The sequence below is a fragment of the Cupriavidus sp. GW821-FHT02F09 genome (genome assembly GCF_059421605.1).
Genome location: NZ_JBWKVH010000017.1, coordinates 25,788 through 38,987, shown reverse-complemented (window position 1 = coordinate 38,987; position 13,200 = coordinate 25,788). Strand labels below are relative to the sequence as shown.

General features: G+C 55.4%; 18 protein-coding genes and 1 pseudogene. 2 read left to right on the top strand and 17 right to left on the bottom strand.

Going from position 1 to position 13,200, the window contains the following annotated elements; genetic code table 11:
* Positions 1 to 21: 21 nt before the first annotated feature.
* The 3 genes and pseudogenes from AC07XB_RS19850 to AC07XB_RS19840 form a co-directional block, all read right to left on the bottom strand.
* Entirely contained in the window at positions 22 to 696 is a 675-nt protein-coding gene (locus tag AC07XB_RS19850; RefSeq protein WP_492829504.1) for a P-loop NTPase family protein, read from the bottom strand.
* Positions 697 to 906: 210 nt separating this feature from the next.
* Positions 907 to 1,335 carry an NUDIX hydrolase gene (locus AC07XB_RS19845; RefSeq protein ID WP_492829604.1) on the bottom strand — a complete coding sequence of 143 codons (429 nt, stop codon included), beginning with the start codon at positions 1,333 to 1,335 and terminating at the stop codon, positions 907 to 909.
* Positions 1,336 to 1,362: 27 nt separating this feature from the next.
* Positions 1,363 to 1,668 (bottom strand): annotated as a pseudogene (locus AC07XB_RS19840) (transposase); the annotation flags it as partial.
* A 187-nt stretch (positions 1,669 to 1,855) separates the two neighbouring features.
* Between AC07XB_RS19840 and AC07XB_RS19835 the strand changes: the two are divergent.
* Both AC07XB_RS19835 and AC07XB_RS19830 read left to right on the top strand, forming a co-directional pair.
* Entirely contained in the window at positions 1,856 to 2,332 is a 477-nt protein-coding gene (locus tag AC07XB_RS19835) for a GNAT family N-acetyltransferase (RefSeq protein WP_492829502.1), read from the top strand.
* 274 nt (positions 2,333 to 2,606) lie between these two features.
* Positions 2,607 to 2,786 (top strand): hypothetical protein, encoded by a 180-nt coding sequence (locus AC07XB_RS19830; RefSeq protein ID WP_416052260.1) that lies wholly within the window; start codon positions 2,607 to 2,609, stop codon positions 2,784 to 2,786.
* Positions 2,787 to 3,211: 425 nt separating this feature from the next.
* Here the strand turns inward: AC07XB_RS19830 and AC07XB_RS19825 are convergent, their stop codons facing one another.
* The 14 genes from AC07XB_RS19825 to AC07XB_RS19760 form a co-directional block, all read right to left on the bottom strand.
* Positions 3,212 to 3,958 carry an immunity protein Imm33 domain-containing protein gene (locus tag AC07XB_RS19825; RefSeq protein ID WP_492829500.1) on the bottom strand — a complete coding sequence of 249 codons (747 nt, stop codon included), beginning with the start codon at positions 3,956 to 3,958 and terminating at the stop codon, positions 3,212 to 3,214.
* A 12-nt stretch (positions 3,959 to 3,970) separates the two neighbouring features.
* Complete coding sequence (locus tag AC07XB_RS19820) at positions 3,971 to 4,279, bottom strand: hypothetical protein (RefSeq protein ID WP_492829499.1); 309 nt, start codon at positions 4,277 to 4,279, stop codon at positions 3,971 to 3,973.
* Between the two features lie 53 nt (positions 4,280 to 4,332).
* Entirely contained in the window at positions 4,333 to 5,736 is a 1,404-nt protein-coding gene (locus tag AC07XB_RS19815) for a HEAT repeat domain-containing protein (protein WP_492829497.1), read from the bottom strand.
* Between the two features lie 228 nt (positions 5,737 to 5,964).
* On the bottom strand, positions 5,965 to 7,719 hold the full coding sequence (locus AC07XB_RS19810) for a ShlB/FhaC/HecB family hemolysin secretion/activation protein (protein ID WP_492829495.1): 1,755 nt from the start codon (positions 7,717 to 7,719) through the stop codon (positions 5,965 to 5,967).
* 89 nt (positions 7,720 to 7,808) lie between these two features.
* Positions 7,809 to 8,321, bottom strand: a complete 513-nt coding sequence (locus tag AC07XB_RS19805; protein WP_150990714.1) for a hypothetical protein — start codon at positions 8,319 to 8,321, stop codon at positions 7,809 to 7,811.
* Positions 8,322 to 8,460: 139 nt separating this feature from the next.
* The gene (locus AC07XB_RS19800; protein ID WP_492807047.1) at positions 8,461 to 9,030 is read right to left on the bottom strand and encodes a hypothetical protein; all 570 of its coding nucleotides are present in this window, start codon (positions 9,028 to 9,030) and stop codon (positions 8,461 to 8,463) included.
* 124 nt (positions 9,031 to 9,154) lie between these two features.
* Positions 9,155 to 9,502 (bottom strand): DUF596 domain-containing protein, encoded by a 348-nt coding sequence (locus AC07XB_RS19795; protein ID WP_492807045.1) that lies wholly within the window; start codon positions 9,500 to 9,502, stop codon positions 9,155 to 9,157.
* 181 nt (positions 9,503 to 9,683) lie between these two features.
* Positions 9,684 to 9,827, bottom strand: a complete 144-nt coding sequence (locus tag AC07XB_RS19790) for a hypothetical protein (RefSeq protein WP_492807043.1) — start codon at positions 9,825 to 9,827, stop codon at positions 9,684 to 9,686.
* Positions 9,828 to 9,857: 30 nt separating this feature from the next.
* Positions 9,858 to 10,085 (bottom strand): hypothetical protein, encoded by a 228-nt coding sequence (locus tag AC07XB_RS19785; RefSeq protein WP_492807041.1) that lies wholly within the window; start codon positions 10,083 to 10,085, stop codon positions 9,858 to 9,860.
* Between the two features lie 221 nt (positions 10,086 to 10,306).
* Positions 10,307 to 10,726: a hypothetical protein gene (locus AC07XB_RS19780; RefSeq protein WP_492829493.1), complete on the bottom strand. Its 420-nt coding sequence runs from the start codon at positions 10,724 to 10,726 to the stop codon at positions 10,307 to 10,309.
* 242 nt (positions 10,727 to 10,968) lie between these two features.
* Complete coding sequence (locus AC07XB_RS19775) at positions 10,969 to 11,313, bottom strand: hypothetical protein (RefSeq protein ID WP_492829491.1); 345 nt, start codon at positions 11,311 to 11,313, stop codon at positions 10,969 to 10,971.
* A gap of 182 nt (positions 11,314 to 11,495) precedes the next feature.
* The gene (locus tag AC07XB_RS19770) at positions 11,496 to 11,786 is read right to left on the bottom strand and encodes an immunity protein CdiI family protein (RefSeq protein WP_492807036.1); all 291 of its coding nucleotides are present in this window, start codon (positions 11,784 to 11,786) and stop codon (positions 11,496 to 11,498) included.
* A gap of 453 nt (positions 11,787 to 12,239) precedes the next feature.
* Positions 12,240 to 12,692, bottom strand: a complete 453-nt coding sequence (locus AC07XB_RS19765; protein WP_492807034.1) for a hypothetical protein — start codon at positions 12,690 to 12,692, stop codon at positions 12,240 to 12,242.
* Positions 12,693 to 12,783: 91 nt separating this feature from the next.
* Complete coding sequence (locus AC07XB_RS19760; protein ID WP_492807467.1) at positions 12,784 to 13,026, bottom strand: YrhB domain-containing protein; 243 nt, start codon at positions 13,024 to 13,026, stop codon at positions 12,784 to 12,786.
* Positions 13,027 to 13,200 lie beyond the last annotated feature (174 nt).

The following is a 13,200-nucleotide window of genomic DNA, read 5'->3' as shown; positions in this document are numbered from 1 at the left end:
GCCACGATTGGCGACAGCAGCCTATGAAACCTTCGTCGCAGCCTGAATATGGCCGGTGGACATCAGGAATTCAACGGATCTACCAAACGGACGCTCCATGTCCGGCGGCTCAACCAACATGGTCAACCTTGGCATGGACATTTGGTCGAGTAGCGAATCGCAAAGCTCGGCGTAAGCTGTCCACAACCTGTGCATTCCTTCAGCGCCTTTCAGGTCCCTTCGGTGCGAGTACGGGGTTGTTTCGAGGTACGCGGAGACCCGGGCTGTCCATGCTTCCCCTCGATGGAGAGCGGTGCTGCGGGAATGGACGGTCGCATCGACACATCGCAAGTAGACGGCGACCGGCGAAAGCGATTGGACGATGCGCTCAAATTCTGCAACATAGCCACGAATTCCATCCTGCTCCTGCTCCATCATGAAGCGGACAGTGCTCTGAAAAAGGCTGCCTTCAAGAATACATAGGCCGTTCGTGGAACAATACCGCTCTGCGAAACGTTGCCAGCCCTGCAGGCAACGCGCGGAATAGCCAGGCTGTCGCCTTGACGTGGTAAGCCCCGCAGGATGCACCGGGTGCTCCTGATCTTCCTCCCGATACCACCCGGCTTCGCACCCGATCGAGCCCGCAAATCCGCAGAGCCGCTCCGCAAGGGTGCTCTTGCCAATTCCTGGCAGCCCATCAATCAGTACCAGCTTCAAAATTCAGCACCTGCTTCCAACGCAGTCTCCATGATTGCCGACAACATACTGCCTGAACAGAACATCGGCGTTCAGCAGGGATCGCCGCGTGCGGGCGGATGGCAGCAGCCCAAAGAGACATTCGGTCTTCTCCCCAGCGGACCTTTGCAGAGGTCACCTACAACTGCGGAATCGAGGACAGCACCTTCGTCATAAGGGCATGCGGACCACTCATGCTGACCTCGTTAGCGCTCCGATTCGCGCACGAACCTCGCGTAAAGCCGATTGAAAGAGCGGGTGGCATTGTTCGGGCAAGTCCCGCTGCAGCGGGTGCCAATAAAATGCAAACGTGTGGCCGCCGTCGTCGCTAGTCTCGAAGGTCCACTCGTCAGGCAATTCCGCCCCCGACTCGCACAGTTGGAAAGACCAGATCTGTTCCTGATAGGACGCGCTCCAAAGGCCAAGATCCGAGACCACGTGAGCGTCGCAAATACCTGACTCTTCACAGAGCTCACGAATTGCCGCCTCCGGCGAAGACTCACCCTGCTCAATGGTGCCCTTTACCAACTGGTGGCCTGCGGCAGGATGCTTGAATGCGAGGATATGTACGATACCGTGACGACTGCGCAAAACAATCGGGCACGCTTTTGTTGCGATCATGTGGCTCCTTGGATGGATTCCTTGGGAAAGGCCGATCTCGTCGAACAGCCTTCGCGTCAGTTCAAGCGCGACGAGCATGCGGCGAAGCTTCAACAGCGTAGTCGCGTCCGGCACCGCTTCGACTGCCAGGTCGATCCCGGCGAACGCGCGCATCGCCATACTGTCGTACAGAGCGTCTTCCAGCGCCTCGTCCGATAGACCATACCACCGCTAAAGGAAGTAAATGCGCAGCATTCGCTCCAGTCCGATCGGCGGCCGCCCACGTTTTCCCTTGGGGTAGTACGGCTCGACCGCCGCAATCAGGCGCGACCACGGCACCACGCCTTCCATCTGTCACCAAGGCTCGGTTAACGGGTAGCTCCCAGAACGGCCACCAAACGGAACGTATCATGAAGACCGGTGTGTTGTGATAATCTGTTTTGGGAACTACCCGTTAACCGAGCCGATTTCGCTTCAGAATTGACGGTCTATGGCAGACCGAATGCGTGAAATTACCCTTCCGACAACAAGGAAGTTCTAGATGAGTGCGAAGCCATATCTCCACCTCTGCAGACAGACTGAAGATGAGGGCGCGTACCAGCCTGATTGGCCAGGAAATGCGCGTTTGGTCGAATTCACACTGTCATTGGCTGAAGATGCCCATGATTTGATGCAATCCTCCTACGCCATGGGTGGCGGTCAAATTTCAGAATTTCGACCGTGGCTGGACACACTTCTCGCCGATGCAGAATACGATCCTGCTCTAGTCTTTCCAGTGCTAGATAACTGTGGGCGAATGGTTGCGTTCGCTCAGTGCTGGAGCAGCGGTTTCATCAAAGACCTCGTCGTTGATATCGATCGGCGTCAGCAGGGACTTGGGGAAGCCCTGCTACGCCACCTGCTGATGACGTTTAGAGAGCGAGGGGTGAAACGTGTGTGCTTGAAAGTCGAGTGTGATAACCCAACCGGTGCAGAAAGGTTGTACAGACGCCTTGGATTTGACACCGCACTCGCATGACCGTCCCGATATCCTTCGCCTCAGGACACATTGATCATAGCCAGAAGATGACGGTGGTGACCTGAGACCCGTCTTCCCTCCAGATTTCAGGAGAGTCTTGGTTTTTTCAATGAAGCCTTATGCGGCGCCCCCTCCCCAGCGTACGGCATCGCACAGACTCCCGCTACAGCGGCTCGTAAGATACCTTCTCGGCCCCCCGGCCCATCAGCCGGCAGAGAAGTTGCATCGCCGATTCTGCCAACGCTGGTGTTTGCCATTGCCATCAGGAGTAGCCATGACGACAGATGCTGAGAAGAAGCTGTGGGCAGAGTTCGACGATATCGCATCCAAGAGCGAGAATGAAGACGTTCAATCGATAGTCAAGGCCATCAAGCTGCATGCGCAAGTGATGAGCCTTCGGCTCGGTGCGCTTGAGGCGAACGCAAATACCTCAGCCAAGCATCCAGCAAAGTGACGCGGCCCGGTGCGATCGCCTCGTGCCTGGCACGGCAGGCCCTTGCACTGTCCCATCGACACCTTCCTCCCTGGGCTTGCACAAGAAACCCATGCAAATGCACACTAGCGTACCGACCTGATCCCTGTCCGCGCCCATTGTTGGGTTAGATGCCGATCCGACAAGCATGGAGTCCTTTGAGATGGATGCAAGCCCAATCTCGCCATCTCGACGTCACAGATTGATGAGGAGGAGCAACTCGGCCTTTGCGCGGACGAAGCGAAGGCGATAGCAAGGCGACTGAATGAACGCCCGTGCAAGACACTAAACTTCGATACACCGGCTGAACGATTCTATCAAGCTGTTGCATCGACGGGTTGAATCTGCCACCAACGACGGCCATCCGCTCGAGCTACTCTCTACGCAAAGCCCAAGTCAATCCGGGCTCAATTCGAGCGCTGCTGCCGGTGCCGATTCAACTCGCTAAGGTATGAGCCAGGTATTTGCTTCAATTCTCCATCTGGTCCGAGTACCCCGATGAATGTGTTGTCTACGGCAACTTGGAAACCCGATGGCACCGCGAAGAACTTGACCAAATCTGGCCGGTCAACACCGAGTTGATAGAGCGAGGTTTTGAAGAAGCGTGTCGGGTCCTGTGAGCCAGCGTTGTCATCCAAGTCTGTGAGCCACCAGTCAGAGTCCGTGTCCTGGACGGGTCCGCGCGTCAGCAGTATTCGGCTTGCAGTCTTGTAGTTCACGTGCACGACAGCGCTCTGGCGCAGCGAAGGAAAGTCAGGATCCACCTGGGGCGAGAGGCTTTGAACCATATCTTTCTGATGGCGTAGGTACATCAGCGTGCTGTCAATCGCGTCAGTGAACTTCACGGGGACAACCTTCATATCGGGCTCCATCACCCGTAGATATCCGGCCGGCCCCTCTTCGAGCATCGTGAGCATCCATCCGACTTGCAGGCTCTCACCGCCTCGGAATCTCTCGCCGTCGGCAACCCGCTGTTCGAGAAATCTTAGGAACCAATTGAGGTCTTCCGTCGGAACCACGCTGTTTGAGACCCGAACCTGAAATTCCGGATGATTGAACCGCTTGCAAGCTGTAGTCGCGTAGACCGCAGCGCCGTTTGGTTGCTCCTGAGGTACCTTTGAGCCGAACGACGAGAACGGTAAGCGAAGACGCATGATTGCCTCTTTTCAGGTGACTGGTGACCCGACAGATACTGAGGGGCCGCAGCCGAAAGGCCCTTCCTGGCCGGATTCGCCGGCAAACGAGACCTCCTTGATCACGGCATCGGAATCGATGAACGCCGAAACCTGAGTCGCGGCTGATGGCATCAGCATCTGATACTCGTCACTCAAAAATTCCGTGACCTCGATTGCCGACCACGGACCGAGTGACGCCGAATAGTCGCAGAATTCCTCCTGGATCTCACGCCATGACAAGTAGGGCTTTCTCGACAGAAGTATTCTCGTGCCCGCGTAGATGATGTGGATAAACGCCATGGATAGTCAATGCTCGATGTGCACTATATTTGTTCTTGGACGCAGCGACCTTGTCAAGCCGAGACGCCCACTTCAAGCAGGCGCCGGACAAGCAATGCCTGCGAGCGGTTCGCGAGATTGCACAGCAACGTCATCATGCCCGGCTGCGCCAACACTTCCATATGCGCGGGACTCGGCCGCGTCCAGCTACTCCCTTCCGTAGCAAGCCATATGTCAATAGCCGAAGCCAGATCCTCACGAGTTCGTTCATCCGGCTCGCATAGCTGCCCCACAAAGGCGATGCAAACCAGATAGTCCCATTTCTCTCGCTTGGCGATCCTCAGCGCCGTGATGTGATCCCCGTATTGCTCGAGCATGCCCCGTAGCTGGGCGAGCGAGACAAAGGCACCATGCCTTACGCACAGAAGAGCGGCAGTTCTGCGAACCCGACGAGATGGGTCTTGCATGGCGCGAGCGGCGATATCGTCTTTGGTGGATGGCGCGAGCTTCGCCATGAGAATCAGGGCCTGCGCGCGCACCTCCACGTGCGCCGATTGTGTGTGCTGCCCAATGACTGGCAACGCCTCTTTGCCTTGCAGTTCCCCGAGTAGAGACAACACCGCTCTGATTTGCCCGGGTCTCAGGCGTCCCGAATCCAGGGTGTCGACGCAGTGACGCAAGGCATCAAAGCCGCGCTGCATCAGCCACCGCGCCGTGCTACAGCGCAGGCTGCCCTGGGGATCAAGGAGCGCGCGCTTAGCGAAGTCCATGGCAGCGGGGTCGTCTTGCTCAAGGATGGACCGCAGGGCGGCGCGGCGCACAGGCCCAAAGGTAGATGTCATTGCCAGTTCAATGCAACGCTGCTGCTCCGTGTGCGGAACCTTGTCGATCAGATTTGCTGCCTGACGGGCAAGAACAATATCGCCGGATGCCAAGCCAATCCTAACAAGGTCGACGATAGACTGGAGCCCATGATCGAAGCAAACGGCAAATGCGGCGCGGCGCAGCCTCATATCCGTGCTGGACAGTGCGCCGGAGATAGCTGCGCTGCCGCCTGCCTGGACAAGCTGCTGTTCGAATTTGGCAAGCCAGGGGCCATGATCGGTGCGCATTGCCTGGGTCAGGCTCCGGAGCTTCGGTAGCAGCGGCGCGAAGAGTTCGGCCGGCGTCGTCGCAAGCAGCGTGAGCAGCCCATCGCCGGCGACCTTGCGAACCTGGGGCACCCAGTCGTTCAGGCGGTCTGCGATGGGCGCAAGGAATCGCGGGTCGCCGATTTCCACGCACCGGGCAATGCCTGCCTCCCTTACGTAGCCGGAATAGTGGCAAATCGCCTCCGCCAGCAGTTCGCGATCATCCGTGGCCGCGATCCGCGCGAGCGCGGCCCGAAGAGGAACCGGATTGCTCTTGGGGAAGTAGATTGTCTCGTGCGGTGCATCCGCAGGAGGCCGTAGGCAGAAGATCTTTGGGATCAGACTCATTTCCGTTCAATCGTAGGTTTGTTGACAAATTCCCTGCCTCACAACGCGGTTTTCCACAAGGAAGAGGCCCTGTAGATTCCCCTGCGGGCCTGCGGACGAGACCAGCATCAAAAATGCCAGAACAAGAAAACGAACGTTCATCGACATAATCGGAGTTATTCCGGACAAGTTTCTGTAGCTTGCTAGTTCCAATCCGAGATTGAACCGGTGCCTCTGCCGATCGAGCCATCAATACTGAAACACCAACTGCAACCCCGCCGTCACCCCCGCCGTATGAAACGCCGCCGGTTTATAAACCGGCATGCCCAAAAACAAGTCATACGACACCGCCCCCAGCTTCGACCCCAGCCCGCCTCTCAGCCCGATCACCGCACCCGCCAGCTGGGTACCCACCAGCCCTTCGGTCGACGGCCCGAACACGCGACCATAATCCAGCCCCGCGTACAGCGCCTGCCCGCTCCCGCCCAGCGGCGCCTGTAGCTCATTGCGCCAGTAGAAACCGCGCTCCCCCGCCAGCAGGCTTTCGCCATCGAAGCCGCGCACCGTGTACCGGCTGCCGATGGTCAGCGCGTCGATATAGAACAGCCGGTCATTGGTGAACTGCCCGCGGATCGTGGTGACATAGCGCAGCGATTGCTCCGCCAGCTTGAACGGCACCGACAGGTTCGCATCCAGCACGGCCATGCGGTAACGCCAGGTGGGGCCGCCCAGCTGGGCCAGCGTATCGGGCTGCGCGCCAAGGCCGGCCACGCCCTGGCGGTAGGCCAGGCTGCCGTCGAACTGGGCGGCGCCGAAGTAGTGGCGATCGGTGATGCCCACCTCCACCACCGTGTTGTTGCGCCGCTGCTGCTCGATCTCCGTATCCTCGATAAAGCTCTTGCCAAAGCGCTTGGACAGCCGGAACTGCAGGCCAAGCACATCGTTCTGGCTGCGGCTGAGCACCCGCTGCAGCTTGAAATCCACCGTCTGTGAATTGCCGCTGGAGACAAAGGTCTGGTTGACGCCGGCAATCTGCTGGTAATAGGTGCTGGAATACGCCGACACCGTGCCCGTCCAGTAACCCCACGGCACCGAGTAGAAGCCGTTCCAGCCATGCGTGCCGTGGCGCCGGTCGCCAAAGGCCAGATCCTGGCTGTAGCCCACGTTGAACAGGTCGTTCAGGCCCAGCGGGTTGTCAATGCCCACGCTCAGGTTGCCCTGCAGCTTGCCAGTGGAGCGCGTGCCCGAGTTGTCCATCGACGCCACCACCGTCCACGGCTTGGTCCGCTTGACCGCGATCACCACGTCGCTCTGGCCCGGCACGCTGGTGGGCACAACCTGCATGTCCACATCCTGGCTGGTCACGCGCTTCATCTGCTCCAGGCCTTGCTCCAGGTCCCGCAGGTTCAGCAGATCGCCGGGGCGCGCGGGAAACGCGCTCTTCCACGTGCCCCGGAGATCCGGCTCGGCAAAGCGCAATTGCCCGATCACGCCGGGGATCAACGCCATGCGCAACGTGCCGGTGCTCAGGTCCTGCTCGGGCAGCAATACGCGCGTGGTCACATAGCCCTGGCCAAGGATGACGTGTGACACGCCCTTGGCCAGCATGTCCACGCCCTGCTTGCCGATGCAAGCCCCCTGGTAGTGATCCAGCCACGCACGGGCAAAGGCGAACGGATCCTGCGGCAAGGCAGACGCGCCGCGCGCATGCAGCGCGGGCGGCAGCTCCGCCGGGACTTCAAGCACAAAGCGCTCGATGCGAAAGCACGGCTGCTCAACCGGCAACGCGGGAAACCCCTCTGCCGACGGCTGCGCTGCCCGCACGCCCGGCGCCTGGACCGCCTGGGCGCGTTCGCGGGCTTCCTGCTGCTGGCGCACGCGCTGCTCCTGTTCCGCGCCGGAGAGGATGGCGGCCTGACCCGGATTGGCGGGAGGCACCTGGGCACGCAATGACGTGCTGGTGTAACCCGCACCACCCGCTACCGAAAGCATGGCGGCAATCATTCGTCTTCTGATCTGCATGAAAGCTTGTATTTGCGTGACCAAGCGTCACGGCATGTTTGGCACCCGCGCGCGGCTAACCGCTCACGCCATTAATCGAAACCGATGCAGGTAAAACCCCGCTGGCGCGGCTCGACCCGCTTGATCTGCACCGGCTTGACATCCGTCTCGTCCGTCTCATCGAACACCGCGATATGGCAGTAAGGCTTGTTCGCGCTCACCGCCTGCTTCCAGATGGAAACCTTCGCCGACTCCTCATCCGGCCCCGGCCTGCCATGCGCGACGTACTTGTGACCCGCCTCCGGCTTGAACCGGACCATATCGCGGCAGCGATGAATGCCTGATGCACCGTCAATCGCAATCACCAGCGGACGCGCGGCACGCACGCGGATGCTTGGTGCAGCGGACTGCGTGTTCAGGATGGCATCGCCCTGGTAACAGCCCTTCTGGTTCACTTGCGGAATGGTCATGCTGAAGCCGCCGGTTCCGTAAAGCTCGGCAGACGGATCGTCGGGGCCGAGCGGCGGCGCGAGCGTGGAAACCGATGTGCAGCCGGCCAGCAGGGCCGGCAGTGCGAGCATGGCGAGACGAGAGAATTGACCCATATGGCGACTTCTTTATATTGGCTTGCTGACAACCCCGGGAAATGCACCCCCGGATACGACGTCCGGCCAAGGGGGCGCGCACTCTGCGTTACGCACAACGCCCGCGACCCCAGCCCGACAAGACAACAACCGCGGAGCGCTACTCCACGCTAGCCGGAGCAACCGCAGAAGCCGGCGCGGCTTCCGCCGCCGCCTCGGCAGCCTCCTTAGGCGGCGCCTCCTCCTTGATCACATAGGACGGATCGGCAACCCAACGCCCCAGATCCTTCCCGATGGCAACGGCAGTACGGTCAAGGATGGAGCACGTCCCCTTGAAGCCACCCCACATCCCCCCCACCGACCACCGGTTGATCTTGGTATTGCGGATCACCTTGCCGCCTTCAAGTAGATCGGCAGTCACAGTGATAGCTTTAGGGCCAGTCCAGGCACCGCCGCCAACACCCAGGATGTGGGTGATCTGCAGCCGGAGCACCTGTGCACCGTTGGCATCGCCCGTGGAGGCTACCGTGCCGTCGCCGGTCTTGTTCCGCTTGCGCAGCACATCGCCGACGCGGGTGGTCAGCATGTTCTCGATCTGGCACTCGGACTTGACCTGGTCGACTACGCTGGCACCGGGGGCGTAGGTAACTGGGGTTTCCAGGAGGACTGGGCTGGCTGCGAAGGCGGTGGTGGTGGAAAGGCAAAAGCCGATTAAAAATAGATGCTTCATGATTTTTTATAGAAAGTTAAAGTTAATGTGGCTCTATGTTCCAAAGTCCGATTTCGATCGGCATACGCAATGACCAACGCGCCGGCATCTCGAAATTGCGTGCGACGAACGGTACATACCTCGTCTACGTCCAGATTTCGTTACCTACGTCATCTATCCAGATGGCTCCTCCTGGGCAATCTTCTGAGAAGAACCATATCGCAAGTCCGGTATTATTTTCCAATTCTGCCTCACTCGTAGGGAAAGACTCCAGAAATCTCCTAATTATTTTCTTTTCGTCATCCTCCGAAACCAGCTCCCTCTTTCCCATCTTAATTATTCCGTTTTCTAAAAACCTTTCCAATAGCCACAAGAATGCCTCTCTTGCGACGTCGAAATCCCCATAATCCTGCTGCACGCATAACCATACGGCATCGAGCGCCATCCCTTCTGTAAGATCGGCAATTTCCTGCAGGCGCTCATCTTCGAACATGGGAAATATCAATCCTTCCTCAAAACCACACCACCCCCTCGGCTACGCTACTGGTTCAAGTACTTCCTCCGAACCATAAGCAGATCATCGCGGAAGCTATCATTCGAGAACCTAGTCTTAGATCCGAGAATTTCCCGTTTCGATAGCAGCACGCACTGGCCGTTGAATTGCATAACTCACATCAGCTCGATGCATTCAGCCATTCCAAACCGGATAAAATCCGTTCTTTAATCTTCTTTGCATCCTCGATGATCCCATGGTCATTATCCAGCAGCACAGTTTCAGGATCACTTAGACCCAGAACGAATTTGGTAGAAAATTCCATTCCACCGTCACGCCCCTCAACCAAAATAAATCAAGGATCTGAAACTCGCTCCTTCAACCGGTCAATTTCGTCTTTGCTATAGCAGCCCATCTCGATATCAACAGGTTGAATAGCGATCCAACCATCCCGCATACCACCCGGCTCCTCGACGATATATCGCTCACCATATTCTCGTCGCATCAGACCAATATTCTTTATTAAGTCGCCGACACAATCAGGCCGACTTGAGGAATCGATGATTAGTAGGAATGTGTACATCAACGAATTCCCGATGACTCGCTGTGCGCCGCCCTGGTATATTTACGCCCACCCGGGAGAATCCAACTCTCGAAGCAGTTTCGGATCTCAGTTGGACTTCGGCACGTATTTCCAATAAATTGAACATGAGAGTCAATCCATCACATTCGGCGCAACCTCTCCATACGCGTACGATCGACCGTTCACCCCTTCATTCTTATAATACAAAAACGAAATTTCCCTCACCCCTCCCGAGCCGGCTCATCTCTTTCTAGTATCTCAAGGCGAAACCTCCTTGCCTCTACATCCACTCTAACGGATGATTTAAATCCTTTTAGACTTCCTTCAAACAAGAACTTCTCGAAACGATCTTTACCCTCCCCTTTATAACCATAAACGACAGGATCAAGCCAGACCGTCTCACCATCTTTTTCAGAAATCTGCCTCACTTCAAAGATGAAAGTTCTCACCTCATCGAAAACCAGAACACAGTGCCCAACAAATCCATCGACATTTCTGCGCGAAAATAAATGGACCATCTCAGATCTAACAGCCAGCCAATGGCCAACATAAATCTTCAGCGCGGAACCATCGAAAATGCGAGCACCATACTGACAATTAAATGTATCAATATCGCCCCAGCAATTATTAATTGATCTCATTATCGATCTCTCCCAAGGTAGTGGCAACGCATTGAAATAAATTACGCTCACCACCGAATCGGCGATCCCTTTAAACAGAACTCTTCGCACTAGAGCCGAATTCCGCTATCAGCCTCATCGAAAACCAAAACACAATGCCCAACAACTCCATCGGAATTTCTGTACAAAAATAACTCAACTACCTCGCCGCTAGCAGGCAACCAACGACTCCCACTCGCTTCCCGCTGCGAAGAACCGACGGGTTACGGATTCCTTATCAAATCTATGGCTACGGCCATCTTAATCTGACTCATCCTCGACTTGTGGCGACTCGAATATTCTTGTCGCGAACTAGTTTCATATGAATATGGTGATCCATCATTGGGAATTTCTAGCGTTACCACCATATCTTCCGACACAAGTAATTCATAAATATCTTCGCCTTGATCAGGTATAGAATTAAGAACCACCGCATTTTCTATAGACGGAAAAATGTCCCGTATAGCTCCCAACAAAAGCGGACACCATCCTTCAATAAAAATTGAATTTCGGCCCGCAATCAAATCTCCTCTAATTTTATTCTCCGTCACACTTCCGATGAGTTTCATTTGATTCTGCCTGACATCAAATACGATGATATTTCGAATATTATCTTTCGGCACGGTGAAGAGAGCATTATTCTCTCTTCACCGTGAGGGCGGCTGCATCAGCATAATAGAATCCACTTCTACCCATAATTCGTATCTTATTGAGATAAAAAACCCATTCTGAACCAGCGTAGATTAACGATTCATACCGTGAAAGAAACAACGAATTCAGACCCGAGCTCCTGTTGTAATTGTTTTGCAAGTTTAATACCTTGCACTTTGAATTCCGCCTTTATTTCATCACTATTGAATCCGGAATTCACTGGATCCTCTATATCGATAGCTTCATCGAAGAACCGAGCCCAATCCGCTATTTTCTGCCGAAGTTCTGTAGAGATTGGCAAAGTGTTTGGATCAATATCACCGTACATACCAGGCGACATGTCCCATAGAGGATGGCATTGATAGTCAGCCATGAGCTTCAAATTTTTCATTTCACACTTCCCTTTGGATTCGCGCTGACGCGGGTGTTGCACTTGGGACTTGAAACTGCCCACCTAATTCCAGTTTGACCTTGATGGTCTGCTGCAGGTGGTAGGGGTGGCCGACGGAGGCTGGAGGCGGCTCAGGAGGCAATGCAACCGCCACTGCGGGGATGGCCGACCGTTTACAACCGGCAGTTGCAAGCACTGCGTTGCGGTCGCTCTCCGACAACCCAGTGCCCACGCGCGGTCGAGGGACAACAGCTTGTATAGAAGCGCTGGTCATGTTCTAGCATGAAGGCGCGTGCACGAACTGATGCACACGTAAGACTATGCTGGGCGCCTTCCTCCGTCACAACTACCATCCTTGCTTACGAATATGATCCAGTTTCCAAAAATGGAATAATTAATATCACCGGTCATGAGTTTCTCCTTGCAACCCTAACAAAGATATAAAATTAAGCGCTAATTCATTGCAATCGTCACAATTAAATTATCGAATTCTGGGGCTGATGTTCCATCGCTGCAGAGCAATTTAATTCTATCTATATCGTTCTCAACAATCATTCCAGAATTACCAATCCAAGCCTGCATAATCCCGTCAACTCGCCACACATTCCAAGCCTTAAAAACAGTTTCCAATGCACATGAAATCTCCATATCAACAACATCTGGACTAGTGTCTTCCCATAGAACGATGTCTTTCTGTTTCTGGCCAGCGACGGTGATATGACCAAGATCAACCTTTAACCTAAGTCCTTGAACTGGACTATTTTTTGCTGATATTCGCTCTACACGGACATGCCACTTCCCCGCCGCGAGAGGGATCCGATAAATTGGTACCACAAGCATATCACCCAGAATTACTGGCTGTGCCTTTGACTCTTGAAACAACTTGGCGAGCGTTTTTGGATGCATAGTTTCTAGTATCCATGTCCTCTAGCTTCTATAGAAGCGCTGGTCATCTTCTAGCATGGAGGCGCATGAACGAGCTGATGCACGCGTAAGACTATGCAGGGCGCCTTCCTCCATGACAACTACCATCCTTGCTTACGAATATAGGCCAGTTTCCGACAACAGAATGATCAATATCACCGGTTTCGACGAACCGGCGCGTTTGATACGGGAAATGCCATCTCCCATCGGCCTCCCTAATCCCCGCATCGACGATTACATATTGATCGCACTTGGGAGGACTCAAACTCTCTTGCAAGTACTTCTCGGCAATCTTCCTAGCTTCCGCAATATCCATTTTCACTGCCCCGTTGATTACACCAAACCGGATGCTCTGGCTGACCTTGGGACTCTTGGAATAACTGAGCAAGTGTTTTTGAAGGCATGGATCCCGGGATATTTTTGGCTGTATACATCCATCTAACTCCGCTTTCATTTCACCTTTTTTATCTTGCCCGCTGGAACCGATGCC

Bases quoted from the DNA above. Each gene is read 5' to 3' on its own strand.
- AC07XB_RS19835 (WP_492829502.1), top strand. From the start codon at position 1,856: ATGAGTGCGAAGCCATATCTCCACCTCTGCAGACAGACTGAAGATGAG.
- AC07XB_RS19775 (WP_492829491.1), bottom strand. From the start codon at position 11,313: ATGAAACTCATCGGAAGTGTGACGGAGAATAAAATTAGAGGAGATTTG.
- AC07XB_RS19820 (WP_492829499.1), bottom strand. From the start codon at position 4,279: ATGGCGTTTATCCACATCATCTACGCGGGCACGAGAATACTTCTGTCG.
- AC07XB_RS19795 (WP_492807045.1), bottom strand. From the start codon at position 9,502: ATGTTCGAAGATGAGCGCCTGCAGGAAATTGCCGATCTTACAGAAGGG.
- AC07XB_RS19800 (WP_492807047.1), bottom strand. From the start codon at position 9,030: ATGAAGCATCTATTTTTAATCGGCTTTTGCCTTTCCACCACCACCGCC.
- AC07XB_RS19790 (WP_492807043.1), bottom strand. From the start codon at position 9,827: ATGGAATTTTCTACCAAATTCGTTCTGGGTCTAAGTGATCCTGAAACT.
- AC07XB_RS19845 (WP_492829604.1), bottom strand. From the start codon at position 1,335: ATGATCGCAACAAAAGCGTGCCCGATTGTTTTGCGCAGTCGTCACGGT.
- AC07XB_RS19770 (WP_492807036.1), bottom strand. From the start codon at position 11,786: ATGAAAAATTTGAAGCTCATGGCTGACTATCAATGCCATCCTCTATGG.
- AC07XB_RS19780 (WP_492829493.1), bottom strand. From the start codon at position 10,726: ATGAGATCAATTAATAATTGCTGGGGCGATATTGATACATTTAATTGT.
- AC07XB_RS19815 (WP_492829497.1), bottom strand. From the start codon at position 5,736: ATGAGTCTGATCCCAAAGATCTTCTGCCTACGGCCTCCTGCGGATGCA.
- AC07XB_RS19760 (WP_492807467.1), bottom strand. From the start codon at position 13,026: ATGGATATTGCGGAAGCTAGGAAGATTGCCGAGAAGTACTTGCAAGAG.
- AC07XB_RS19825 (WP_492829500.1), bottom strand. From the start codon at position 3,958: ATGCGTCTTCGCTTACCGTTCTCGTCGTTCGGCTCAAAGGTACCTCAG.
- AC07XB_RS19810 (WP_492829495.1), bottom strand. From the start codon at position 7,719: ATGATTGCCGCCATGCTTTCGGTAGCGGGTGGTGCGGGTTACACCAGC.
- AC07XB_RS19785 (WP_492807041.1), bottom strand. From the start codon at position 10,085: ATGTACACATTCCTACTAATCATCGATTCCTCAAGTCGGCCTGATTGT.
- AC07XB_RS19765 (WP_492807034.1), bottom strand. From the start codon at position 12,692: ATGCATCCAAAAACGCTCGCCAAGTTGTTTCAAGAGTCAAAGGCACAG.
- AC07XB_RS19830 (WP_416052260.1), top strand. From the start codon at position 2,607: ATGACGACAGATGCTGAGAAGAAGCTGTGGGCAGAGTTCGACGATATC.
- AC07XB_RS19805 (WP_150990714.1), bottom strand. From the start codon at position 8,321: ATGGGTCAATTCTCTCGTCTCGCCATGCTCGCACTGCCGGCCCTGCTG.